The sequence below is a fragment of the Aeromonas sp. 19NY04SH05-1 genome (assembly GCF_040581895.1).
In the GTDB taxonomy this organism is placed as follows: Bacteria; Pseudomonadota; Gammaproteobacteria; order Enterobacterales; family Aeromonadaceae; genus Aeromonas; species Aeromonas enteropelogenes.
This window is the reverse complement of the sequence record NZ_CP095328.1, coordinates 4467125-4490610: the sequence shown is the minus strand read 5'-3', so window position 1 is coordinate 4490610 and position 23486 is coordinate 4467125. Positions and strand designations below refer to the sequence as shown.

Below are 23486 nucleotides of genomic sequence, written 5' to 3'. Positions count from 1 at the left end.
TGAGGCCACCTTGCGGTGGCCTCATGACTCACATGCCAAGACCGTTCAGGCGAGGGCCTGGCGGGAGAGGGCTTGTTGGTCTTGTCCAAACCAGGCAAGTTGTTCGGCCAGTGTTACCACGGAGCCCACCATGATAAGGGCCGGGCTCTCGACGCCCACCGCCAGCTCGGGCAACTGCTCCAGGGTGCCGCGAATGACCCGCTGGCTTGGCTGGGTGCCGCGCTCGATGAGCGCCACCGGGGTGTCGCCCCCCTTGCCATGGGTCAGCAGCTGTTCGCGGATGGTGGCGCAGCTCGAGAGCCCCATGTAGAACACCAGTGTCTGCTTGTCTTTTGCCAGCAACGGCCAGTCGAGATCCTGGGCGCCCCCCTTGCCGTGGGCGGTGACGAAGCGCACGCTCTGGGCGTGATCCCGGTGGGTCAGCGGAATGCCGGCGTAGGCGGCACAGCCGCTGGCCGCTGTGATCCCCGGCACCACCTGAAAGCCAATGCCAGTACCAACGAGCGTCTCCAGCTCCTCGCCGCCACGGCCGAAGATGAAGGGGTCGCCCCCCTTCAGCCGCACCACCCGCTGTCCCTTCTTCGCCTCCTCCAGCAAGAGCTGGTTGATCCCCTCCTGGGGTACGCAGTGGTTGCCCGCCTGCTTGCCGACGAAGATGCGTTTGGCGTCGCGGCGCACCAGCGCCATCACCTCGTCGGAGACCAGGCGGTCATAGACCACCACGTCCGCCTGCTGCATCTGACGCAGGGCGTGCAGGGTGAGCAGACCCGGATCGCCGGGGCCGGCACCGACCAGCACCACCTCGCCGTGAGCCTTGCTCTCCTCGGCAAACAGGGTATCGGCCAGCTGATTGGCGCAGGCGCCATCGCCGCGTGCCAGCGCCTGCCCGAGGCGATCGGCCCCGAGCAGCCGCTCCCAGAAGCGGCGTCGCTCCCCCATGCTGGCGAAACGCGCCTTGACCCGATCCCGCAGGCTGCCGGCAAAGGCCGCCACGGCCCCCAGGTGCTGGGGCAGCATGGCTTCGAGCTTCTCCCGCAGCAAGCGGGCCAGCACCGGCGCCTTGCCGCCGGAGGAGATGGCAACCATCAGCGGCGAGCGGTCGATGATGGACGGCATGATGAAGCTGGAGCGCTTGGGATCATCCACCACGTTGGCAAAGATCCCGGCCTGGTTCGCGCTCTGGTAGACCAGGGCATTCACCTCGCGCCGATCGGTGGCGGCCACCACCAGCCACTTGCCCGCCAGTTGTTCCGGTGCGAATTCACCGGCCAGCCACTCGATGCTCCCGTTGGCAGCCAGTTCCGCCAGCTCGGGGTCGAGCTCGGGGGCCACGACCGTGAGGTGGGCACCGGCATCCAGCAGCAGGCGCGCCTTGCGCTCCGCTACCTCGCCGCCGCCGACCAGCAGCACAGGTTTGTTGTCGAGTCGGCAAAAGATGGGCAAGTAGTCCATGGGGCCTCCTGATCAGGCGGTTTGGGTCTGGCTGGAGTTAGTGGCAGCGTCGGTCATCGTGACCGGGCGCTCAGCCTTGGGGGTGGCATACCAGTAGCCCAGACCCATGAAGAGGGCGCCGGAGACGGTGTTGCCCAGGGTTACCCACAGCAGGTTGTGGCCGATGCCGCCCAGGGTATAGGCCTCGGAGTGGGCGCCGAACCAGGAGAGGGCGAACAGAGTCATGTTGGCGATGGAGTGCTCGTAGCCGGAGGCGATAAAGGCCAGCAGGCACCACCAGATGGCGATGAAGCGGGCAGCCCCTTCGGTGCGCAGCGCCATCCAGATGGCGAGGCAGACCAGCCAGTTGCAGAGGATCCCTTTCATGAACAGGGTCAGGGCCGGTGCCTGGGTCTTGGCCAGCGCCACCTTGTGGGCCAGGCTGCCCGCATCCGGCAGCAGGCTGCCGCCGTAGGAGTAGATCAGCGCCACGACCACGGAACCGAGCAGGTTGCCGGCCCAGGTCTGGGGCAGGATGCGCAGCAGGTCACCCATGGTGATCTTGCCCGTCTTCACCCCGAAGGTGAGGAACATGGTGTGACCGGTGTAGAGCTCGGAGCCGGCGATGATCACCAGGGTCAGGGCGATGCCGAAGGTGGCCCCCATCACCAGCGGCCGGATAGCGGGATCCACCAGATTGCCGAGGGTGAAGATCAGGATGATGCCGAGGCCCACATAGGCCCCCGCCATGGCGGAGCTGAGCCAGAAGCCGAGTTTGTCGCTGCGCTCGAAGCGGTTGATGCGGGCCGCGTTGGCGGCGCACTTGTTGATCGTTTCCGTGTACATCTTTTGAGTCCTTGAAAGGGCTGCCCTCAGGCAGCCCGAAAGAGAGTGAAATCGGGTTTAGACGGCGACCCAGACCTGCTGGTCGCGCACTTCGACGGGATAGCTCTGTACCGACATCGCCGGGTTGTCGAAACAGTGGCCATCGCTCAGGCGAAAGCGCTGCTTCTTGAGCGGGCTGGCCACCCAGAGCTCGTCGTCGTGTTCACAGATAAGGCCCCGCGACAGCACGTTGGCGGCGAAGAAGGGATCCCGGTTGTCGATGGCGAACACCTCGGCCGCAGCACTTGGGCGGAACAGGGCGATCTGGCGACCTTCAATAAGTGCGCAGACGCCGGTGCCCGGCAGGATGTCGTTGAGTTGGCAGGCAAGTTTCATCGCTTAATCTCCACCTCGAGTTGGATGGACTGGCTATCGAGCAGGGCGCAAACGTCCATGCAGCCCGGCAGGATGTCGTTGAGTTGACAGGCAAGTTTCATCATTTGGTCTCCATCTCGATCTGGTAGACGGGGATGCGCTCGGCCGGGGTGGCCGGTCGGTGCTGGTCACGCTCGGCAACGAACTGAACGTCCGGATCGCGCTTGTCGCTGTTGATGAAGTGGCTGAAGCGCCGCAACGCCTGCTCTTCATTGAGGGTGCGCGACCATTCGCACTCGTAGCTGTCGATGAGGCGCTGGATATCGCGCTCCAGGGTCTCGGCCAGCCCCAGCTTGTCGTCGACGATCACCTCGCGCAGGTAGTCGATGCCCCCTTCCAGGTTGCCGAGCCAGACCGAGGTGCGCTGCAGTTTGTCGGCGCTGGTGACGTAGAACATCATAAAGCGATCGATCAGCTTGATCAGGGTCTCGCGATCGAGGTCCGATGCCAGCAGGTCGGCGTGACGCGGCTTCATGCCGCCGTTGCCGCCCACGTAGAGATTCCAGCCCGCGTCAGTGGCGATGATGCCGACGTCCTTGCCCTGGGCTTCCGCACATTCACGGGTGCAGCCGGAGACGCCGAACTTCATCTTGTGGGGGGTGCGAATGCCCTTGTAGCGGTTCTCGAGGAAGACCCCGAGGCCGACGCTGTCCTGCACGCCGAAGCGGCACCAGGTGCTGCCGACACAGGTCTTGGCCATGCGCAGCGCCTTGGCGTAGGCCTGACCGGTCTCGAAGCCGGCCGCCAGCAGCTTGCGCCAGATGGCGGGCAGATCATCCTTCTGGGCCCCGAACAGGCCGATGCGCTGGGCGCCGGTGATCTTGGTGTAGAGCTTGTAGTCGCGGGCCACTTCGGCCACCGCCAGCAGCCCCTCCGGGGTCACCTCGCCACCGGCCATGCGCGGGATGACGGAGTAGGTGCCGTCCTTTTGCATGTTGCCGAGGAAGATGTCGTTGGTGTCCTGCAGAGGTGTGTTGAGCGGGCTCAGCACGTACTCGTTCCAGCAGGAGGCGAGGATGGAGCCGACCGTCGGTTTGCACACCTCGCAGCCATGGCCCTGACCGTGTTTGGCCAGCAGCTCGTCGAAGCTCTTGATCCCCTCCACCTTGACCAGGTGGAACAGCTCCTGGCGGGAGTGGGGGAAGTGGGCGCAGAGGTGGTTGTTGACCTCGATGCCCTGCTTCACCAGCTCGGCGTTGAGCACCTGGCTGATGAGGGGCACGCAGCCGCCGCAGCCAGTACCGGCCTTGGTGTGCTGCTTGATGGCGGCGAGTGTGGTGTGACCCTCGGCGACGGCCTGGGCGATGTCCCCCTTGGTGACGTCGAAGCAGGAGCAGATCTGGGCGCTTTCCGGCAGGGCATCCACCCCCAGGGTCGGCTTGGCACCGGCGTAGGCGGGCAGGATCAGGGTGTCCGGATGGCTCGGCAGCGGCAGGGCGTTGAGCATCATCTGCAGCAGGTTGCCGTAATCCTCCACGTCACCTACCAGCACGGCGCCGAGCAATCGGCTGTTGTCCTCGCTCACCACTATCTTCTTGTAGACGCCGGCCTGGTCGTCCTGGAACACATAGCTGTGGCTGCCCGGGGTGCGGCCGTGGGCATCGCCGATGGAGCCGACGGAGACGCCGAGCAGCTTGAGCTTGGCGCTCATGTCCGCCCCTTCGAAGCGGCTGTCGCCGCCAAGCAGATGGTCGACGGTGATCTGGGCCATCTTGTAGCCCGGCGCCACCAGGCCGAAGAAGCGGCCCTGCCAGGCGGCACACTCGCCGATGGCATAGATGTCGGGGTCGGAGGTGAGGCAGTGATCGTCGATGACGATACCACCGCGCTCGGCGATGGCCAGATCGCCGTAGCGACCGAGGGTGTCTTGTGGGCGGATGCCGGTAGAGAAGACCACCACGTCCACTTCCAGCTGGCTGCCGTCGGCAAAGGCGAGGCGGTGTTTCGCCTGCTCACCGCCATGCATCAGGATCTCGCTGGTGCTCTTGCTGGTGTGCACCTGCACGCCCATGGATTCGATCTTGCGGCGCAGCAGCTGGCCGCCCTGACCGTCGAGCTGTTCGGCCATCAGTACCGGGGCAAACTCCACCACATGGGTCTCGAGACCCAATGCCTTGAGGGCACCGGCGGCTTCGAGGCCAAGCAGGCCGCCCCCGATCACCACCCCGCTCTTGCCGCTCTTGGCGGCGCTGCGAATGGCTTTCAGATCCTCGATGGTGCGGTAGACGAAGCACTCGTGGTGCTGGCTGCCCTGAATGGGCGGCACCCAGGGGTAGGAGCCGGTGGCCAGTACCAGTTTGTCGTAACCGACCACAGTGCCCTTGTTGGAGTGCACTTCGCGGGCCGTTTTGTCGATTTTTTTCACCGCTTCGCCGAGCAGCAGGCGGATGCCGTGCTTGTCGTAGAAACCGGGTTTGACGAGGGAGAGATCTTCGCTGGTGTGGTGGGAAAAGTAGGAGGAGAGATGGACGCGATCGTAGGCGGGACGGGGTTCTGCACCGAAGACGGTGATCTCGTACCGGCCCGGGTCGGCCCGTTCGATCAGCTCTTCGATGAAGCGGTGCCCCACCATGCCGTTGCCGACAACGACCAGTCTGACTTTGCTCATAATTGCCTCTAGCTTGGAGTAATAAAACGACATTCTGAGGTTAGGCTACCCAGTCGGAGGGAGCGGACAATTGATGCAAATCAAGTGTCCATTTATATATCTCGTCAGGGGTAATTGGAGAAAATTCAATCATATACATAAATAGGTATATGGATGGAGTATTCAGACCATGCTTCGGCACAACCTGAAAGGGGCTTGTTGGGAATATCTATCTGACGAAAAAGATAAAAAATTCTGTGATTGGCGGGCAGGGGCGGCGCTTTGCGTCAGGACCCCTTGAGTGAGGGATTGTGGGACCTGTTCACGCGATATGGCGGCGAAACAGGGCGAGTGCCAAGGAGAGGCTGACGCCGCCGATGGCGATGAGCGGCCACAAGAGCGGCCAGGCCGCCGACCAGCCGAGCCCCTTCAGGAAGACCCCCTTGAGCAGCACGATGAAGTGGGTCAGGGGATCGATGGCGGCGAGCCACTGGAACACTTGCGGCATGTTCTCCACCGGCGAGACATAGCCCGAGAGGATCACCGCCGGCACCATGAAGCAGAAGACCCCGAGAAACGCCTGCTGCTGGGTCGAGCAGAGGGACGAGATGAAGAGCCCGATGCCGGCCAGTGCCAGGCCGTAGCAGATCATGCCGGCCAGCAGCAGGGTCAGGCTGCCGGAAAACGGCACCGCGTAGATGAAGCGGGCCGCCAGCGCGACGATTGTGCCCTGCCCCACCGCCACCAGGATGCCGGGCACCGCCTTGCCCGCCATGATCCAGCCCGGGGTGAGGGGGGAGACCAGCAGCTGGTCGAAGGTGCCCTCTTCCCGCTCGCGCGCCACCGACAGGGCGGTGACGATGAGACAGCCGATGGTGGTGATGATGGCCACCAGAGAGGGGAGCACGTGCCAGCGAAACTCGATGTTGGGGTTGTAGAGGTGGCGCACCAGCAGCTCGGGTGCGCCGCGCCCCTCGCTCTGCCAGCGGGCGATCACCTGGCTGATGTAGCCCGCCGCCACCTGGCCGCCGTTGGAGCGGCGCCCGTCGACGATGAGCTGCAGCGGCGCGCTCTGCCCACGTGCCAGCCGGCGCGAGAAGTCGGGGGGGATGACCAGCGCCAGCAGGGCCTGCTGCTCGGTGATCGCCGCCGTCACGCCGGCATCGCCCGCTACCGGCAGCACTGTGGTGAAGGCGGGCATATGGGTCAGGCGCTCCAGCAGCTCGTGGCTCTCGGCGCCGCCGTCCTGGTTGTAGACGGCCAGCGTGTTGCCGGTCACCTCCAGGGTGGCGGCGAACGGGAACAGGGCGGTCTGCAGCAGCACCGGCATGATCAGCAGGAAGCGCCCCTGGGTGTTGCCCAGCAGGATCGAGAGCTCTTTTCGCACCAGCCACCAGAGTCGAGTCAGCATGGTTACTCCAGGGTTCGCCGCGTCTTGCGGGCGGTGAGGGCCAGCCAGAACGCGGCCAGCAGCAACAGGCAGAGGGCGTTGACCAGCAGGATCGAGATCACGTTGCCCGCCTGATAGAGGGTCTGCAGGGAGCTCGCGAAGTAGCGGGCCGGAATGAGGTGGGTGATGGCCCGCAGCAGGGGTGGCATGCTGGCGATCTCGAACACGAAGCCCGAGAGCATCATGGCCGGCAGGAAGGCCGCCGTCAGGGCCGCCTGGGCGGCGTTGAACTGGCTGCGCATCACGGTGGAGAGAAACAACCCGAGCCCCAGGGCGCTGCCGAGAAACAGGCTGGTGACCAAGAACAGGACGGCCAGGGAGCCGCGCCAGGGCACCCCCATCACAACCACCGAGAAGAGCAAACAGATGAACATGGCGGCGATGCCGAGCCCGTAGTAGGGGATGAGTTTGGAGAGCAGCAGCTCGGCCTTGGTCACCGGGGTGGCGAGGAGGGCCTCCATGGTGCCGCGTTCCCACTCCCGGGCCACCACCAGGGAGGTGAGCAGGGCGCCGATGATGGTCATCACGACGGCAATGGAGCCCGGCACCAGGAAGTTGCGGCTCACCAGTGCCGGGTTGAACCAGGCGCGGGTGCGCAGCTCCACCGGCTGGCTCCGGGGCTTGCCCTCACTGAGAAGCCAGCCTTGCCAGATCCCCTGCACATAGTTGGTGACGAAGTTCGCCGTGTTGGGCTCGGATCCGTCGGTGAGCAGGGCGATGCGCGGCGCGCTGCCCCCCTGGCCCGCCAGGGCGCGGGAGAAGCCCTCGTCGATCACCAGGAGCCCCCGGATCTCGCCGCGCTCCAGGCTCCCCAGCAGCGCTTCCTTGCTCGCGCCCCCGTGCACCTCCAGCGCGGTCGAGCCGCGCAGGGCCTGCTCGAAGCGGATTGCCGGCGCCCCGCCGTCGGCACGCCACACTCCGAGGCGCAGGTGGTCCACGTCCAGGTTGATGGCGTACCCCATCACCACCAGCAGCACCACCGGCATGATGAAGGCGACCAGTATGCTGCTCGGGTCGCGCACGATCTGCAGCGACTCCTTGCGGCACAGGGCCAGCAGACGGCGGCGGCTGATGCTCATGCGTCCTCCTCGCTGGCCCGCTCGACCAGGGTGATAAAGGCCTCTTCCATGGTGGGCAAAGAGGTGGTGGGTAAGGCCATGGTTTGTGACGAATTGACGGGCATGGCCTGCGCCGCCTGCCCCTTGAGCTCGTCCGGGGTGCCGAGGGCCAAGAGCTTGCCCCGATAGATGAGGGCGATGCGGTCGCAATACTCCGCCTCGTCCATGAAATGGGTGGTGACCAGCACGGTCACCCCGTGATCGGCCAGGGCGTTGATGTGGGACCAGAACTCGCGCCGGGTGACCGGATCGACACCCGAGGTGGGTTCGTCGAGAAACAGCAGCGGCGGCGCGTGCAGCAGGGCGCAGGCCAGCGATAAGCGCTGGCGCAGCCCAAGCGGCAGGGCCTCGGCCTGCTGGCCGAGCCAGGGCCCGAGGGCGAAGGCCTCCACCATGGCGTCGATGCGCGCCTGCTGGGCGCGGCCGAACAGGCCGTAGATGCCGGCGAAGAACGACAGGTTCTGGGCCACGGTGAGCTGCTTGTAGAGGGAGAACTTCTGGGCCATGTAGCCGAGGTGCTGGCGTGCCGCCGACGGGCTGTGGGCGAGATCGATGCCGGTCACCAGGGCCTGGCCGCCGCTTGGGCGCAGCAGGCCGCACTCCATCTTGAAGGTGGTGGACTTGCCCGCCCCGTTGGGGCCGAGCAGGCCGAAGATCTCGCCGCGGCGCACCGCAAAGCTGACGTCGTCGGTGGCGGCAAAGTCCCCGAAGCGCTTGGTGAGGTGGCGCGCCTCGATCACCGCCTCGGGGGAGACCCCCGGCGGCAGCTCGGCCTCGACCATGGTGGCGGCCAGGCTCGACTCCCCGCCCGGCCCGCCGCCGAGCAGATCGATGAAGGCATCCTCCAGCCGGGCCGGGGTCGGTGCGAAGGCCCCCTCGGAGAGCCCCAGCTCGCCGAGGGGAGGCGGCGCTGCATCGGGGCGCAGCAGCAGGCGCACCCGCTCCCCGGCCACGGCGCCGTCCATCACGGTCGGGTGGGCTAGGGCCCGGCGCAGCAGGGCGCGCCGGGCCCGCCCGTCCAGGTTGCCCGCATCCAGCAGCCAGCAGCGGCTCGCCATGGCCCCCATCAGATCCGCCGGGGTGCCGCTGGTGCGCACCGCACCGTCCGCCATCAGCAGCACGTGATCGCACAGCTCCGCCTCATCCAGATACGCGGTGCTCCAGAGCACCGTCATGCCCCCCTGGGCGAGTTCGCGCACCATCTTCCACAGGGCGCGGCGGCTGATGGGGTCGACCCCGACCCCGGGTTCGTCGAGCAGCAGCACCTCGGGCTGGCCGAGCAGGGCGCAGGCGAGCCCGAGTTTCTGCTTCATCCCCCCCGACAGCTTGCCCGCCGGGCGGGCGGTGAAGCGGGCGAGATCGGTGAAGGCGAGCAGCCGGGCAAACGTCGGGCTGCGCTCGGGCTCCACCACGCCGCGCAAGTCGGCGTAGAGGGTGAGGTTCTCCAGCACGCTGAGATCTTCATACAGGCCGAACTGCTGGGGCATGTAGCCGAGGCGCTGGCGCAAGGCATCGCCTTCCTGCACCGGATCGAGCCCGAGCACCCGGCTCTGCCCGGTCTCCGGCACCAGCAGGCCGGCGAGCAGGCGCAGCAGGGTGCTCTTGCCCGCCCCGTCCGGCCCCACCAGCCCCGTGATGCCGCCGCTCGGTATGGTGGCCGAGATGGCATCCAGCGCCACGCGCTCGCCAAAGCGCTTGGTCAGCCCGTCGAGCCGGATGGCGGCGCTCATGGGGCCAGCCTGACGGTGACCGGCATCCCCTGGCGCAGGGCCGGGTCCGGATCCTGTACCACGATGCGCAGCCGATAGACCAGGTGGGTACGCAGGTCCGGCGTCTCCACCGATTTGGGCGTGAACTCGGCACTGGGCGATACGAAGCCCACCACCCCCTGATAGGGCTGGTCCGGTCGCGAGTCGGTGGTGAGCTGCACCCTGGTACCGCTCGGGAAGTGGCCGAGCCAGGGCTCTTCGACGTAGGCGCGCACCCAGACCGGGGTGGTGAGTGACAGGTTGAAGGCGGTGGCGCCGGCCTGCACCATGCTGCCCGTCTCGACGGCGCGGGTGAGGATGATGCCGTCGCTCGGGGCGGTCAGGGCCGCGTCCGCCAGGGCCAGCTCGGCGCTGGCAAGCGTTGCCTTGGCCCCTTCCAGCTGGGCATCGGACTGGGCGATCTCCTCGGGGCGGTAGCCGGTCTCGAGCTGGGCCAGCTGCTCGCGGGCGGCGCGCACCTGGGCCCGGGTCTGATCCCGCTGGGAGCGGGCGCTGTCGAGCTGGCCGCGAGAGATGGCGCCGGTGGCGGCCAGGGCGCTCTGGCGGCGCCACTGCTTGTCGGCCTCGAGAGCCGCGGCCTCGGCGGCGCTGAGGGACGCCCGGGCTCTGTCCGTCTCCTCGCTGCGATACCCCTTGTGCATCAAGGCGTTGGCCGCGGTGAGCGCGGCCAGGTTGGCCCGCGCGCTGTCGCGGTTATGGATGAGCGGCGCCGGGTCGAGACGCGCCAGCAACTGGCCGGCCTGCACCGCGTCCCCCTCGTCCACCAGCACCTCGCTGACCCGGCCGCCGACCCGAAACGCCAGGTTCACGTCGCGGATGTCGACGTTGCCGTAGAGGATGGAGCCGTCGGCGGGCCGCCCCTGCCACCAGAGATAGCCACCGATCAGGGCCAGTACGAGGGCCACAAGCGCGATGCGTTGCTTCATAGGGGTTCTCCTTGGGGACGGCGCAGGCCGCGCAGTGCCCAGACCAGCCGCTGCTGGGCGGCCTCGGGGTTGTCGATGTGGGCGAGGAAGGGGGCAGCCTGCTCGGGCAGCCAGCCGAGCTGGCGTCCGCCACCGGCGATCACCAGGGGCAGGCCGACCGCCCCCATGATGAAGATCATCAGTTGCACCGGGTTGCCCGCCACCAGCGATCCTTCGGCCTGGGCCCGCTGTACCTGCTCGAGCAGCAACAGGGGGTGGCGGCGCGGCAGGCTGAGCAGGAAGCGCTGGGCGGCGCCTTCCCCTGCCAGGGCATCGCCAAACAGGTGGTTGATGAAGCCGCGCTGGCGCCCCACCAGGGCGATCAGCGCCTGCATGGTGGCCTCGAACTGGGTGAGGGCATCGGGGTAGGCGCCGCGGGCGGCCACAGCCTTGAGTTCGTCGTAGAGGGGGGCGTACCAGAGCTCCACCAGCTCGTCGATGAAGGCGTCGCGGTTGCCAAAGTGGTAGACGAAGGAGCCGAGGTTTACCCCGGCGGCGGCCGCCAGCTCGCGCACCGTGAGACCGCGCAGCCCCTTGTCGATGGCAAGCTCAAGGCCGGTGTCGAGCAGTTTCTGGCGGGTCGGGTGCATGGTGCCCTCTCCATGGTATACAGATTTTGCATGATTATTATACGTATGTATAAATCAAGGTGGTAAAAGAGGAAAGCGCTTTTTTTGAGCAGGGATGGGGAAGGAAAGAAAATAAAAACGCCTCCACAAAGGGAGGCGATAAAGATGCGGCTTATTGGCTGATTTCCCAGTCAGGAAACTCGAGATACCAAGTATCGTGAACTATTTTGTCGATCTGCCCACGCTTGCCGATTTTCTTTCTAAGTGTGCCGATGTGGGCACATTCAAAATCCAGGCTGCATCCTTTTTGCCGAGATAGTGACTCAAGCCATTGCCAATCACTGCTGTCGGGATCGATGCTCAGGCGGATTTTTTGTCCCGTATCTCCGAGTTTAACCCCACCACCGCCTTGTGCTTTTAGTAAGTTCAGGGGCATGAGGGGTCCCTCTATATGGATATCCATGAAATCAATCTGACGGCCATTCAGCATCACAACATCCGGTCCAAGCTCAGTCATGAGTAGTCTCCACTAGAGTGAAATATAAATAATATCAGTGCTTTAGTTGACAGTCCCGTCAATGGGTGTAAGAGCTCACCAGCTATCTTGAAATGCAAAACGCCCCCATTTCTGGGGGCGTTTGTTGCAATCAGAACTTCGTACGTTTACAGGATAAAGCGGCTCAGATCCTCGTCTTCAATCAGCTTGCCGAGGTGGGCATTGACGTAGTCGGTGTCGATGACGAAGGTCTGACCGGACTTCTCGGAGGCGTCGTAGGAGATGTCTTCCATCAGTCGCTCCATCACGGTGTGCAGACGACGGGCGCCGATATTCTCGGTGCGCTCGTTGACCTGCCAGGCCGCTTCGGCCAGACGGCGGATACCATCTTTGGTGAACTCGATCTTGACCCCTTCGGTGGCCATCAGCGCCTGGTACTGATCGGTCAGGGAGGCGTTCGGCTCGGTCAGGATCCGCTCGAAATCTTCGGTGGTCAGCGCAGTCAGCTCGACCCGGATCGGCAGACGGCCCTGCAGCTCGGGGATCAGGTCGGACGGCTTGGCGATCTGGAAGGCGCCGGAGGCGACAAACAGGATATGGTCGGTCTTGACCATGCCGTGCTTGGTGTTGACGGTGCAACCCTCGACCAGCGGCAGCAGGTCGCGCTGTACCCCTTCACGGGAAACGTCCGGGCCCGAGCTCTCGCCTCGCTTGCAGATCTTGTCGATCTCGTCGAGGAAGACGATGCCGTTGTTCTCGACCGCGGCGATGGCCTTCTGCTTCAGCTCTTCCGGGTTGACCAGCTTGGCCGCTTCCTCTTCGATCAGCACTTTCATGGCCTCTTTGACCTTGATCTTGCGCTTCTTCTTCTGGTTCTGGCCCAGGTTCTGGAACAGCCCCTGCAGCTGGTTGGCCATCTCTTCCATGCCCGGCGGGGTCATGATCTCGACGCCCATCGGGGAGGCGGCCAGATCCAGCTCGATCTCCTTGTCATCCAGCTGGCCTTCGCGCAGCTTCTTGCGGAAGATCTGGCGGGTGTTGGAGTTGTCGGCCTTCTCCTCCTCGCCCCAGGTGTTGCGCGGGTTGGGCAGCAGGGCGTCGAGGATGCGCTCTTCGGCGGCCTCTTCGGCGCGGTATTTCATCTTCTCCATCTCGGTCTCGCGCACCAGCTTGATGGCGACATCGGTCAGATCGCGGATGATGCTGTCCACTTCCTTGCCCACATAGCCCACTTCGGTGAACTTGGTCGCTTCGACCTTGATGAAGGGGGCATTGGCCAGCTTGGCCAGGCGACGGGCGATCTCGGTCTTGCCGACGCCGGTCGGGCCGATCATCAGGATGTTCTTCGGGGTTACCTCGTGGCGCATCTCTTCATTGAGCTGCATGCGGCGCCAGCGGTTGCGCAGGGCCACGGCCACCGCGCGCTTGGCGTCGGCCTGGCCAATGATGTGGCGATCCAGTTCGTGGACGATTTCTCTCGGGGTCATCTCGGACATGATGGCGTTCCTGTATCCGGGACAGGCAGGGCCCGCCCCTTGGAAAATGGGGTGGCTGACTTACTTGTCGCTATAGTCCAGCACTTCAATGGTGTGGTTGCCGTTGGTGAACACGCAGATGTCGCCCGCAATCTTGAGGGACTTCTCGACAATGGTCTTGGCATCCAGCTCGGTGTTTTCCAGCAGGGCGATGGCCGCGGACTGGGCGAAGTTGCCGCCCGAGCCGATGGCGATGAGATCGTGCTCCGGCTGCACCACGTCACCGTTGCCGGTGATGATGAAGGATTTGTGCTCGTCGGCGACGGCCAGCAGGGCCTCGAGGCGGCGCAGGGCGCGATCGGTACGCCAGTCTTTTGCCAGTGCCACGGCGGCGCGTTCCAGGTTGCCCTGGTGGGCCTGCAGCTTGGCTTCGAAACGCTCGAGCAGGGTGAAGGCATCGGCAGTACCGCCGGCGAAACCTGCCAGCACCTTGCCGTTATAGAGACGGTGAACCTTGCGGGCATTGCCCTTCATGACGGTGTTGCCAAGAGAAACCTGGCCATCGCCACCGATGACGACCTGACCGTTGCGGCGAACTGAAACTATGGTAGTCACTTTACTTACCTCGCTTGAGCCGAATAACGGCCTGAGTGTGCATGAGAGCAGAGATGGGGACGGCATCCGGGCTTTTCAACCCCGCCCGTCGCAGGGCGCCAGTTGGCTGGGGGTAAGGCAGGCATGAAAAAGAGGGGCCGGGTTTTGCAACCCGGCCCCTCGCTGTCAGGAGACACTTACCCTTTCTTGGGAATGCAGCCGCTGATGCCCGAGCTTTGCAGCTTGCGGTTGGCCGCATCGGCGGCCGCCTTGCCGTTGAAGGGGCCCACCATCACCTTGTAGACGGTGCCGTTGGCACCGTTGATCACCTGCAGGCTGGAGGAGAGCCCGGCGGTGAAGGCGATGCGCGCCTTGAGCGACTCGGCAGAATCCTGCGAGCGCAGGGCTGCACACTGCATCATGTAGCGACCGCTGTCGGCGGCGGCAGTCTGGGCCGCCTTGGCCTTGGCCGCTTCGGCACGTTCCCGTTCCAGCTCGGCACGGATCTCGCGTTCCATTCGTTCCCGTTCGGCCTTGCGGTCGATCACCTGCTCCTGGGCGCTGGCGACCGGTGCACCCGTGGCCGGGTTGGACGGATAGGGTTGCTGGCCGAGCGGTGTGCCCGGCTGGGGAATATTGGTCGGTACCGGTTGTGGCAATTTATCCGGCTGCAGGGTGACGGTCGGTGCCGGAGGTGGTGGCACACCCGGTTGGGGCGGCGGTTCGATCACATCGACCTGCTTGTTCTCCAGCCGTTCGATGTAGCTCCACTTCTCCTGCGGCAGGCCGTTGTTCTGGGCCTTGGGCTTGTTGGCCTTCACCTGCTCTTCGATGGTGGGGGCATCGTTGCCCTTGCCATTGATCATGTAGAGGAAGGCTCCAAAACCCGCCAGCAGTGCACCGGCCAGCAGGGCCGGGATAACAGGAAAGCGGCGAGGCGCCGCTTTCCTGGTGTTGCGACCACCCGCCCGACGTCGCGGGCGGTTGCCGACATAATCCCGGGTTGCCATCTATTACATGCGCTCCAGGGTGTGAATGCCCAGTACGCCGAGGCCCAGTTTCAGCACCTTGGCGGTGGCGGCGCACAGCAGCAGACGGCTCTGGCGAGTGGCCTCGTCGACGCCATCCTTGTTGATCGGGCAGGCTTCGTAGAAGGTCATAAAGTTGCCGGACAGCTCGTACAGATAGGTACAGAGCAGGTGCGGCATGCCCTTGTCCGCCACGCCGTTGACCGCGTCGGAGAACTGGATCAGCTTCTGGGCCAGCACCTCTTCCGCCTCTTCGCTCAGGATCACCTTGCCGGTCAGAGTCTCGGCATTGATGCCGGCCTTGCGGAAGATGGACTGGATCCGGGTGTAGGCGTACTGAAGGTAAGGGGCTGTGTTGCCTTCAAACGACAGCATCAGATCCCAGTCGAAGATGTAGTCGGTGGTGCGGTTCTTGGAGAGATCCGCATACTTGACCGCACCCATGGCGATGGCGTGCACCACCTCGGCCTTCTCCTCGGCGGAGAGATCGCTGTTGCGGCTCTCCAGCAGGGCGGCGGCGCGCTCCTCGGCTTCGTTCAGCAGGTCGACCAGCTTGACAGTACCGCCGGAACGGGTCTTGTAGGGACGGCCATCCTTGCCCAGCATCATGCCGAAGGCGTGGTGCTCGAGGGGCACGGAGTCCGGCACATAACCCGCCTTGCGAGTGATGGTCCAGGCCTGCATCAGGTGCTGGTGCTGACGGGAGTCGATGAAGTACATGACACGGTCGGCGCCCAGGGTTTCATAACGGTACTTGGCACAGGCGATGTCGGTGGTGGTGTAGAGGAAGCCGCCATCGCTCTTCTGGATGATGACGCCCATGGGCTCGCCATCCTTGTTCTTGAACTCGTCCAGGAAGACGACGGTGGCCCCTTCGCTCTCGACCGCCAGCCCGCGGGCTTTCAGGTCGGCCACGATTTCCGGCAGCATGTCGTTGTACATGGACTCGCCCATGATGTCCTTGTCGGTCAGGGAGACGTTCAGGCGGTCATAGTTGCGCTGGTTCTGCTCCATGGTCATGTCGACCAGCTTCTTCCACATGGAGCGGCAGTACTCGTCACCGCCCTGCAGCTTGACCACGTAGTTACGGGCACGCTCGGCGAAGGCTTCGTCTTCGTCATACAGGCGCTTGGCCTGGGTATAGAAGGCTTCCAGATCCTTGAGCTGCATGTCGCTGGCGTGCTCGTTCTCCATCTTCTCCAGATAGGCGATCAGCATGCCGAACTGGGTACCCCAGTCACCGATGTGGTTGGCACGAACCACTTTATGGCCGAGGAACTCCAGGGCGCGAGCGGCCACGTCACCGAGGACGGTGGAGCGGATGTGGTGCACCGCCATCTCTTTCGCCACGTTCGGGGCTGAGTAGTCCACCACCACGGTCTGCGGCGCAGGCAGCTTCACGTTGGCATTGGCACTGGCCACCACGGCTTCCACCTGACCGGCCAGCCAGCTGGGGTCGAAGAAGAAGTTGATGAAGCCGGGGCCGGCGATCTCGACCTTGGCGATCAGATCGGAGGCGGGCAGGTGCTCGATGATGGCGGCAGCCAGCTCACGGGGATTCTTGCGGGCCTGTTTGGCCAGCAGCATGGCCAGGTTGGTGGCCAGGTCGCCGTGAGCTTTTTCCTTGCATCGGTCTACTTGCACGCGGGCTTCCAGGTCCGCCGGCAGGATGCCCGCTGACTTGAGATTGGCTACCGTTTGTTCAAGTAGATGATGAATATGCTCTTTCATAACTGACCACCAAGGTTGCGCGTCGAAAAATGACTGATATATAAGGGCGTGAATTTTACCCGCATCGGCCGGAGAAAACTATAGGGATGACCCGCCGCTCACAGTCGGGCGGATAATTCACTGTTTTTGGCGCCAATATCCGGAAAATTAACCGCAATATGGTGCTTATCCATTTCTACTGCATATCGAAGCGGCTTGTCCAGGCTATTTTCCCCTGATTGTTAAGGGTTTTTTCCTTGCCATGACGGAGCAACCCTGCTCCAGCGACAGGATCAGCGCAGCCTGCTCTTCTGCCCGGTCGTAATGGAGATGAAGGATTTGTTCGAGGCTTTTTGGTTGGGGCTGGCAGATCGGGGGTGTAGAGAGCATAAAAAAGGGACCGATATGGTCCCTTTTTTGTTTGGCTGGCGCAGGTTGTCAGGCCACGAACACCAGATAGACGGCGAAGGCCACCACGAAGCGGTAGATGGCGAACGGGATGAAGTCGAGGCGACGGATCAGCGCCAGGAAGGTCTTGATGGCAAACATGGCCACCACGAAAGCAGTGATGAAGCCAACCGCGAACATGGGGAAATCCGCCATGGAGAGGAAGTCGCGGCTCTTGTAGAGATCCAGCGTGCTGGCCGCCATCATCATGGGCACCGCCATGATGAAGGAGAACTCGGCCGCCGCGTGGCGGCTGATCCCCATCAGCATGCCGCCACTGATGGTGGCGCCGGAGCGGGAGAAGCCTGGCCAGAGGGCCAGACACTGGAACAGGCCGATGCCGAACGCCTGCTTGTAGCTGATGTCGTCCAGGGTATCGGCGGTGACGGCGGGACGGAACTTCTCGGCGATGATCAGCAGGATGCCGCCTGCCACCAGGGCGTACATGACGGTGACCGGGCCAAACAGGTTGGCCTTGATCCAGCTGTGGATAGCCAGACCGATGACGATGGCGGGCAGCATGCCGAGGATGACGTGGATCAGCGACAGGGTGGAATGGCCAGGTGCCGGCTTTTGGCCGAAGTGGATGCCGATGAGGCCAAACAGACGGCGCCAGAAGACGGCGACTACCGCCAGGATGGAACCCAGCTGGATCACCACTTCGAAGGTGGCAGCCTTGGGCCCTTCAAAGCCCAGCAGATGGCCGACGATGATCATGTGGCCGGTAGAGGAGACGGGGAGGAACTCGGTCAGCCCCTCGACGACGCCCAGAATAAAGGCGACCAGCAGGCTATAGGTATCAGTCATCGAACAAAAAGTCCTTACTTCGTTGATGTAAAAGCCGGGTTGATGCAAAAAATCCCCGAGAGTGCTCCCGGGGCGGCTTATCTTGCTCGATTGTCAGTAAGGTGGCTATGTAAAAATGATGAAACCTTTAAGTCAGTCGCGGATGAATCGGTAGCGGGTTTGATGGCGGTATTGCTGGCCTGGCAGCAGCCAGACATCCCCCAGTTCGGGACGATTCGGGCTGTCCGGAAACTGCTGTGCCTCCAGACAGAAGCCGTCGTGATCCCGCAAAATCTGGCCATCGCGACCCGCTGTGCCGGCCAGCCAGTTGCCAGTGTAGAACTGCAGCGAAGGCTGGTTGGTGTAGACCTCCATCGCCAGTTGCCGATCTGCGGAAACCACCCGGACCGCCCACTCCTGCTCGGGGCCATTTAGCACAAAGGCGTGATCGTAGCCTTTGGCCTGGCGCTGCTGGGGATGGCTCAGCCAATCCTGGCCGATGGGGCGCTCATGGCGCAGGTCGAAGGGGCCTGCCACCGGCGTGACCGTGAGCGGCAGGCCGCTCGGGTCGGTGGGCAGGAAATGATCGGCATTGAGGCTGATGGTGTGACCGAGTACGTCGCCGCCGTCCGGACGGTTGCCATCCAGATTGAAGTAGGCGTGGCTGGTGAGGCTGACCGGGGTCGGCGCATCTGTGCTGGCACTAAACTCCACCACCAGATCGCTTTGCTCCAGCCGGTACTCCAGGGTCACCCTCAGGTTGCCGGGAAAGCCTTGATCCCCCGCCTTTGATAGCAAAGCCAGCCTGACCCGATCCGCCTCAAGCTCCCTGATCTGCCAGGTACGGCGATGAAAGCCCTCCCTGCCGCCGTGCAGGCAGTGGGGCGGCTGGTTGGCATCGAGGGGCCAGCGCTCGCCCCCTCGTACCAGCTCGGCTCCGCCGATGCGGTTGGCAAAGCGCCCAGCCACGGCCCCCAGCCACACCTGTTGGTCGGGGTAAGCCTGATCGGCGCAGCCCAGCAACACCTCGCGTCGCTCCCCCGCGACCGGCAGGGTGAGGGAGGTGAGGGTGGCTCCGAAGTCGAGGCCGCGCAGGTGCAGCCCCTCCTCGTTTTCCAGTTCGAAGGCCGTCATAGCCTGCCTGCTCCGGCACTGGCCCGGCAGACATAGCAATCGGCCTTGAGGCCAAAGCGGGCCGGGTACTCGGCATCGACCGCCGCGATCACGCTGGCCACCTTGTCCGGGCGCAGCAGGGCGACCACGCAGCCGCCAAAGCCGCCTCCGGTCATCCGCACGCCACCTTCGTCGCCGATATTTGCCTTGATGAGTTCCATCAGGCCGTCGATGGGGGGAACCGTGATCTCGAAATCATCGCGCATGGCGGCATGGGACTGGGCCATCAGCTCGCCGAGACGCACCAGATCGCCGCGCTCCAGCGCATCGGCGGCGGCCAGCGTGCGCGCATTTTCGCCCACCACATGGCGGGCGCGGCGATAACAGGCCTCATCCAGCCCGGCCTTGCCCGCCTCCAGGGCGGCCAGATCCAGATCGCGCAGCGCCTTGACCCCGTAGTGACGGGCGGCGGTTTCACACTGCTCGCGGCGAGTGTTGTATTCGCTGTCCACCAGGCCGCGGCGCACGTTGGAGTTGACGATCAGCACCGCCAGATCGGCCGGCATGGTGATGAGGCGGGTTTCCAGCGAGCGGCAGTCGAGCAGCAGGGCGTGATCCTGCTTGCCACTGGCGGAGATCATCTGATCCATGATGCCGCAGTTGCAGCCGACGAACTGGTTTTCTGCCTGCTGGCCGTTGAGAGCGATCTCAGCCTGGCTGATGGCGAGACTCTGGGCCTCCTTGAAGGCCTGGCCGATGGCCACTTCCAGCGAGGCGGAAGAGGAGAGCCCGGCCCCCTGGGGCACGTTGCCGGAGACCACCAGATCGAGGCCGCGCAGGGCATGACCACGCTCTTGCAGGTATTTCACCACGCCGCGGATGTAGTCGCTCCAGCGCTGGCCGGGGTGGTGCTCGATGGGCTGGTTCAGGTCGAACTGATCGCGCTGGTTGTCGTAGTCGGCGGCGATCACCTGCACCAGGCTGTCATCGCGCAGGCCGATGGCGACACAGGTTTCATAGTCGATGGCGCAGGGCAGCACGAAGCCGTCGTTGTAGTCGGTGTGTTCGCCGATGAGGTTGACGCGGCCGGGGGCGCGTACCAGCAAGGAGGGCGCTTTGGCAAACTGTTCGGCAAAGACGGCGCTGACGCGTTGGCTCGGGGTCATGGGGTTTCCTCATTGGCTGGGGTGATCTGGTTGTAATGAACGGGAGAGAGGGCGCGCAGTCGCTCGGCCGCCTGCTCCGGGGTCAGGTCGCGCTGGGTCTCGGCCAGCATCTCGAAGCCCACCATAAATTTGCGCACGCTGGCTGAACGTAAAAGCGGCGGATAGAAGTGGGCGTGCAACTGCCAGGCCTCGGGGCAATCCGAGCGGGGCGGCGCGAAGTGCCAACCCATGGAGTAGGGGAAGCTGCATTCGAACAGGTTGTCGTAGCGGCTGGTGAGCTCCTTGAGCGCTACCGCCAGATCCTGCTGCTGGGCCGGGGTCATATCCAGCATGGAAGGAATATGGGCCTTGGGCAGCAGCAGGGTCTCGAACGGCCAGGCGGCCCAGAAGGGAACCACCGCCAGCCAGTGTTCCGTCTCCACCACGATGCGGGATCGGTCGGCCAGCTCCCGCTCCACATACTCCAGCAGCATGGGGCGGCCGTGCTCGGCCAGCCAGTCGCGTTGATGTTGATCCTCGCGGGCGATCTCGTTGGGCAGGAAGTCACTGCCCCACAGCTGGCCATGGGGGTGAGGGTTGGAGCAGCCCATGACGGCCCCTTTGTTTTCAAACACCTGCACCCATTCCCACTGCTCTGACAGCTCGGCGACCTGCGCCATCCAGGTGGTGATCACCCCCTCGATGGCAGGCAGGGGCAGCTCGGGCAGCGTCTTGCCATGATCCGGCGAGAAACAGATGACCCGGCTGGTGCCACGGGCGGCCTCCAGTTTCAGCAAGGGGTCACCGGCAGTGTCGGCGGCCGGGGTGTCCTGCATCAGGGCGGCGAAGTCGTTGGTAAAGACGAAGGTGCCCTGATAGTCGGGGTTGATGTCACCAGTGACCCGCTTGTTGCCTGCACAGAGGAAACAGTCGGGATCGTGGGCTTGTTGGGGGGCCTGGCTCACCTTCTCCACCTGTCCCTGCCAGGGGCGCTTGGCCCTGTGGGGAGAGACCAGCACATACTGGCCGGTCAACGGGTTGAAGCGGCGATGGGGATGATCGACGGGGTTGAACATCATCTCTCCTGATAAGGTATTGAAAATAAGGTCATTGTTTCGCGGGAGTCGGCATGCCTACTCCTCGTAGCCATTGGGGTTGTTGGCTTGCCAGCGCCAGCTGTCGGCACACATGGCGGCGACATCCCGGGTGGCCTTCCAGCCCAGCTCGCACATCGCCTTGGACGGATCGGCCCAGCAGGCGGCGATGTCGCCCGGGCGTCTTGGCTCGATGCGGTAGGGGAGCGGCTTGCCGCAGGCGGCAGAAAAAGCAGTGACCAGTTGCAGCACGCTCTGGCCCTGGCCCGTGCCCAGATTGTAGGCATGTACGCCGCCATGACCGGCGCAGCGCTGCAACGCCTTGACGTGTCCCTCGGCGAGATCCATCACGTGGATATAGTCGCGTACCCCTGTGCCATCCGGGGTAGGGTAATCGTTACCAAAGACAGAGAGGCAGTCGCGACGGCCGATGGCTACCTGGGTGATGTAGGGCATCAGGTTGTTGGGGATCCCCTGGGGATCTTCTCCCATGGTGCCCGACTCGTGGGCGCCGACCGGATTGAAGTAGCGCAGCAGCGTCATGCTCCAGTGGGACTCGGCGGCTTGCAGATCTTCCAGGATCTCCTCGATGATCAGCTTGGATCGCCCGTAGGGATTGGTGGCGCTGCGGGGGAAATCCTCCCGGATGGGCAGGCTGGTGGGATCGCCATAGACGGTGGCCGAGGAGCTGAACACAAGGTTGTGGACGTCGGCCCGCTTCATCGCCTGCAGCAGGGTGAGGGTGCCGCTCAGGTTGTTCTCGTAGTAGTCGAGGGGGATGCGGGTCGATTCGCCCACGGCCTTCAGCGCGGCGAAGTGGATCACCGCATCGATACTGTGTTCGGCAAAGATGCGATCAAGCAGGGCCTGGTCGCGAATATCCCCTTGATAAAAAACGGGTAATTGACCGCTGATCGCAGCTACCCGAGTCAATACGCCGGGCTTGCTGTTGCAGAGGTTGTCGACAACCACGGGGATCATGTCTGCTGCCTGCAAGGCCAGACAGGTATGGCTGCCGATATATCCGCAGCCGCCGGTGACCAGAACCTTCATCTTGCTCTCCACTGAAAACGTGTCTGGAAGGAGTCTAGCCGAGGGGACGGCGAGCAAACTGTGAGCTTGCTTGCAAAACAGTGTAAACGATTACACTGTTTTTATGATCCCAATGATGACAGATATTCCTTTCGTCACTATTTTCAATGAGTTTGCTGGGTATAATGGCGCCATTGTGGACTGTGAAATAAGTGAAAACAGCATGAGTACTATCAAGGATGTCGCCCGTTTGGCGAATGTGTCGGTGGCAACGGTTTCACGGGTGATGAACAACTCGCCCAAGGCCAGTGCGGCATCCCGTGCTGCGGTACAACAGGCCATGGCGGAGCTGGGTTATACCCCTAATGCCAACGCACGGGCACTGGTGAACCAGACCTGCGACACCATGGGTGTGGTGGTGGGCGACGTGGCCGATCCCTTCTTCGGCGCCCTGGTAAAGGGGGTATCTGCCGTGGCTGTCGAGCAAAATCTGCATCTGCTGATGGGCAACGGTTTTCACAAGGCACGCCAGGAGCGCGAGGCGATCGAGCTGCTGATCGGCAAGCGCTGCGAGGCGCTGGTGGTGCACAGCAAGGCTCTCAGCGATGAGGAACTCTGCGATTACGCCATGCGGGTGCCCGGCATGGTGCTGATCAACCGAGATATCCCGGCCCTTCGCGGGCGCTGCATCGCCCTCAACAACCGTCTGGGAGCGGCCACGGCCACCCGTCATCTGATCGAGCTGGGGCATCGCCATATCGCCTTCATCAGTTCGGATCATGCCATCGAGGATGCCACCTTGCGGCAACAGGGATATCAGGATGGCTTGCGGGAAGCGGGTCTGGTCGCCGATCCGGAGCTTGTCGAGAGCGGGCCTCCCAACGAGGAAGGGGGCGAGCAGGCCATGCTCAATCTGCTGGCAAAAGGGGTTCGGGTGACAGCCGTGGTGGCTTACAACGACGCCATGGCGGCGGGGGCCATCTCTGTGCTGGCTGACAATGGCCTGCGGGTGCCGGAGGAGGTCTCTGTGGTGGGGTTCGATGACATCATCTACGCGAGATACTTGCGGCCCAAGCTCTCGACCATGCGCTATCCCATTGAACTGATGGCATCCCAGGCAGCCAAGCTGGCGTTGCAGCTGGCCGCGGGGGAGGGTGAAGCGCAGCAGAACCGCATCTATACCCCTACCCTTATCAACCGCCATTCGGTCGCGCCGGTGCGGGCCGGATAGGGGGAATGGGTGAGCCATGGTTAACCATCCCGGCTGATGGCGCTGTAGTTTTACCGATTTTAATTGTTTTTACTCCGTTTTACTTAACAGAATCAGTGTAATCGTTTACATTGCTGTGAGCGAGATCGCCGTTCCCTGCGTCGGACTTCTCTAAACTGAATACGTTTTCGTATCGGTGGAGAGTAT

At 63.8% G+C, this 23486-nt stretch carries 20 protein-coding genes; 1 reads left to right on the top strand and 19 read right to left on the bottom strand.

What is annotated here, in order from left to right; genetic code table 11:
• Positions 1 to 45: 45 nt before the first annotated feature.
• The 19 genes from cysG to galE form a co-directional block, all read right to left on the bottom strand.
• Positions 46 to 1452, bottom strand: coding sequence for a siroheme synthase CysG (gene cysG / locus MRK42_RS20755; protein WP_354688637.1), 1407 nt, complete (start codon positions 1450 to 1452; stop codon positions 46 to 48).
• 12 nt (positions 1453 to 1464) lie between these two features.
• Complete coding sequence (gene nirC, locus MRK42_RS20750; RefSeq protein WP_354688636.1) at positions 1465 to 2277, bottom strand: nitrite transporter NirC; 813 nt, start codon at positions 2275 to 2277, stop codon at positions 1465 to 1467.
• A 57-nt stretch (positions 2278 to 2334) separates the two neighbouring features.
• Complete coding sequence (gene nirD / locus MRK42_RS20745; protein ID WP_042070672.1) at positions 2335 to 2652, bottom strand: nitrite reductase small subunit NirD; 318 nt, start codon at positions 2650 to 2652, stop codon at positions 2335 to 2337.
• A 100-nt stretch (positions 2653 to 2752) separates the two neighbouring features.
• The gene (gene nirB / locus MRK42_RS20740; protein ID WP_354688635.1) at positions 2753 to 5299 is read right to left on the bottom strand and encodes a nitrite reductase large subunit NirB; all 2547 of its coding nucleotides are present in this window, start codon (positions 5297 to 5299) and stop codon (positions 2753 to 2755) included.
• Between the two features lie 301 nt (positions 5300 to 5600).
• Positions 5601 to 6689: an ABC transporter permease gene (locus MRK42_RS20735; RefSeq protein ID WP_354688634.1), complete on the bottom strand. Its 1089-nt coding sequence runs from the start codon at positions 6687 to 6689 to the stop codon at positions 5601 to 5603.
• 2 nt (positions 6690 to 6691) lie between these two features.
• Positions 6692 to 7807: an ABC transporter permease gene (locus tag MRK42_RS20730; RefSeq protein ID WP_342013730.1), complete on the bottom strand. Its 1116-nt coding sequence runs from the start codon at positions 7805 to 7807 to the stop codon at positions 6692 to 6694.
• Complete coding sequence (locus MRK42_RS20725; RefSeq protein ID WP_342013731.1) at positions 7804 to 9576, bottom strand: ATP-binding cassette domain-containing protein; 1773 nt, start codon at positions 9574 to 9576, stop codon at positions 7804 to 7806. The genes MRK42_RS20730 and MRK42_RS20725 overlap by 4 nt, the downstream gene beginning before the upstream one ends.
• Positions 9573 to 10541 carry a secretion protein HlyD gene (hlyD, locus tag MRK42_RS20720; RefSeq protein ID WP_354688633.1) on the bottom strand — a complete coding sequence of 323 codons (969 nt, stop codon included), beginning with the start codon at positions 10539 to 10541 and terminating at the stop codon, positions 9573 to 9575. The genes MRK42_RS20725 and hlyD overlap by 4 nt, the downstream gene beginning before the upstream one ends.
• Complete coding sequence (locus MRK42_RS20715) at positions 10538 to 11170, bottom strand: TetR/AcrR family transcriptional regulator (RefSeq protein WP_342013733.1); 633 nt, start codon at positions 11168 to 11170, stop codon at positions 10538 to 10540. The genes hlyD and MRK42_RS20715 overlap by 4 nt, the downstream gene beginning before the upstream one ends.
• Positions 11171 to 11321: 151 nt before the next feature.
• Complete coding sequence (locus MRK42_RS20710; protein WP_342013734.1) at positions 11322 to 11666, bottom strand: hypothetical protein; 345 nt, start codon at positions 11664 to 11666, stop codon at positions 11322 to 11324.
• 146 nt (positions 11667 to 11812) lie between these two features.
• The gene (gene hslU / locus MRK42_RS20705; RefSeq protein ID WP_042070635.1) at positions 11813 to 13141 is read right to left on the bottom strand and encodes an HslU--HslV peptidase ATPase subunit; all 1329 of its coding nucleotides are present in this window, start codon (positions 13139 to 13141) and stop codon (positions 11813 to 11815) included.
• A gap of 60 nt (positions 13142 to 13201) precedes the next feature.
• Positions 13202 to 13735: an ATP-dependent protease subunit HslV gene (hslV, locus tag MRK42_RS20700; RefSeq protein ID WP_026458393.1), complete on the bottom strand. Its 534-nt coding sequence runs from the start codon at positions 13733 to 13735 to the stop codon at positions 13202 to 13204.
• Positions 13736 to 13911: 176 nt separating this feature from the next.
• Complete coding sequence (locus MRK42_RS20695; RefSeq protein WP_042027257.1) at positions 13912 to 14724, bottom strand: SPOR domain-containing protein; 813 nt, start codon at positions 14722 to 14724, stop codon at positions 13912 to 13914.
• Positions 14725 to 14727: 3 nt separating this feature from the next.
• Complete coding sequence (argS, locus tag MRK42_RS20690) at positions 14728 to 16473, bottom strand: arginine--tRNA ligase (RefSeq protein ID WP_026457482.1); 1746 nt, start codon at positions 16471 to 16473, stop codon at positions 14728 to 14730.
• Positions 16474 to 16890: 417 nt separating this feature from the next.
• Positions 16891 to 17706 carry an undecaprenyl-diphosphate phosphatase gene (gene bacA / locus MRK42_RS20685; RefSeq protein WP_026457483.1) on the bottom strand — a complete coding sequence of 272 codons (816 nt, stop codon included), beginning with the start codon at positions 17704 to 17706 and terminating at the stop codon, positions 16891 to 16893.
• A 132-nt stretch (positions 17707 to 17838) separates the two neighbouring features.
• Positions 17839 to 18819 carry a galactose-1-epimerase gene (galM, locus tag MRK42_RS20680; protein ID WP_061477042.1) on the bottom strand — a complete coding sequence of 327 codons (981 nt, stop codon included), beginning with the start codon at positions 18817 to 18819 and terminating at the stop codon, positions 17839 to 17841.
• A complete protein-coding gene (gene galK / locus MRK42_RS20675) occupies positions 18816 to 19964 on the bottom strand; it encodes a galactokinase (protein ID WP_342013736.1) in 1149 nt (382 codons plus the stop codon). Before galK ends, galM begins: the two co-directional genes overlap by 4 nt.
• A complete protein-coding gene (locus MRK42_RS20670) occupies positions 19961 to 21019 on the bottom strand; it encodes a UDP-glucose--hexose-1-phosphate uridylyltransferase (protein ID WP_354688632.1) in 1059 nt (352 codons plus the stop codon). The genes galK and MRK42_RS20670 overlap by 4 nt, the downstream gene beginning before the upstream one ends.
• 57 nt (positions 21020 to 21076) lie before the next feature.
• The gene (gene galE / locus MRK42_RS20665; RefSeq protein WP_354688631.1) at positions 21077 to 22090 is read right to left on the bottom strand and encodes a UDP-glucose 4-epimerase GalE; all 1014 of its coding nucleotides are present in this window, start codon (positions 22088 to 22090) and stop codon (positions 21077 to 21079) included.
• Positions 22091 to 22292: 202 nt separating this feature from the next.
• Here galE and MRK42_RS20660 point away from each other — a divergent pair, with 202 nt between their 5' ends.
• Positions 22293 to 23300, top strand: a complete 1008-nt coding sequence (locus MRK42_RS20660; protein ID WP_223379526.1) for a substrate-binding domain-containing protein — start codon at positions 22293 to 22295, stop codon at positions 23298 to 23300.
• The last annotated feature ends 186 nt before the right edge of the window (positions 23301 to 23486 follow it).

Bases quoted from the DNA above. Each gene is read 5' to 3' on its own strand.
- hslU (WP_042070635.1), bottom strand. From the start codon at position 13,141: ATGTCCGAGATGACCCCGAGAGAAATCGTCCACGAACTGGATCGCCAC.
- galE (WP_354688631.1), bottom strand. From the start codon at position 22,090: ATGAAGGTTCTGGTCACCGGCGGCTGCGGATATATCGGCAGCCATACC.
- cysG (WP_354688637.1), bottom strand. From the start codon at position 1,452: ATGGACTACTTGCCCATCTTTTGCCGACTCGACAACAAACCTGTGCTG.
- MRK42_RS20735 (WP_354688634.1), bottom strand. From the start codon at position 6,689: ATGCTGACTCGACTCTGGTGGCTGGTGCGAAAAGAGCTCTCGATCCTG.
- hlyD (WP_354688633.1), bottom strand. From the start codon at position 10,541: ATGAAGCAACGCATCGCGCTTGTGGCCCTCGTACTGGCCCTGATCGGT.
- MRK42_RS20660 (WP_223379526.1), top strand. From the start codon at position 22,293: ATGAGTACTATCAAGGATGTCGCCCGTTTGGCGAATGTGTCGGTGGCA.
- galM (WP_061477042.1), bottom strand. From the start codon at position 18,819: ATGACGGCCTTCGAACTGGAAAACGAGGAGGGGCTGCACCTGCGCGGC.
- MRK42_RS20670 (WP_354688632.1), bottom strand. From the start codon at position 21,019: ATGTTCAACCCCGTCGATCATCCCCATCGCCGCTTCAACCCGTTGACC.
- argS (WP_026457482.1), bottom strand. From the start codon at position 16,473: ATGAAAGAGCATATTCATCATCTACTTGAACAAACGGTAGCCAATCTC.
- bacA (WP_026457483.1), bottom strand. From the start codon at position 17,706: ATGACTGATACCTATAGCCTGCTGGTCGCCTTTATTCTGGGCGTCGTC.
- MRK42_RS20725 (WP_342013731.1), bottom strand. From the start codon at position 9,576: ATGAGCGCCGCCATCCGGCTCGACGGGCTGACCAAGCGCTTTGGCGAG.
- nirD (WP_042070672.1), bottom strand. From the start codon at position 2,652: ATGAAACTTGCCTGCCAACTCAACGACATCCTGCCGGGCACCGGCGTC.
- nirC (WP_354688636.1), bottom strand. From the start codon at position 2,277: ATGTACACGGAAACGATCAACAAGTGCGCCGCCAACGCGGCCCGCATC.
- nirB (WP_354688635.1), bottom strand. From the start codon at position 5,299: ATGAGCAAAGTCAGACTGGTCGTTGTCGGCAACGGCATGGTGGGGCAC.
- MRK42_RS20715 (WP_342013733.1), bottom strand. From the start codon at position 11,170: ATGCACCCGACCCGCCAGAAACTGCTCGACACCGGCCTTGAGCTTGCC.
- galK (WP_342013736.1), bottom strand. From the start codon at position 19,964: ATGACCCCGAGCCAACGCGTCAGCGCCGTCTTTGCCGAACAGTTTGCC.
- MRK42_RS20695 (WP_042027257.1), bottom strand. From the start codon at position 14,724: ATGGCAACCCGGGATTATGTCGGCAACCGCCCGCGACGTCGGGCGGGT.
- MRK42_RS20710 (WP_342013734.1), bottom strand. From the start codon at position 11,666: ATGACTGAGCTTGGACCGGATGTTGTGATGCTGAATGGCCGTCAGATT.
- MRK42_RS20730 (WP_342013730.1), bottom strand. From the start codon at position 7,807: ATGAGCATCAGCCGCCGCCGTCTGCTGGCCCTGTGCCGCAAGGAGTCG.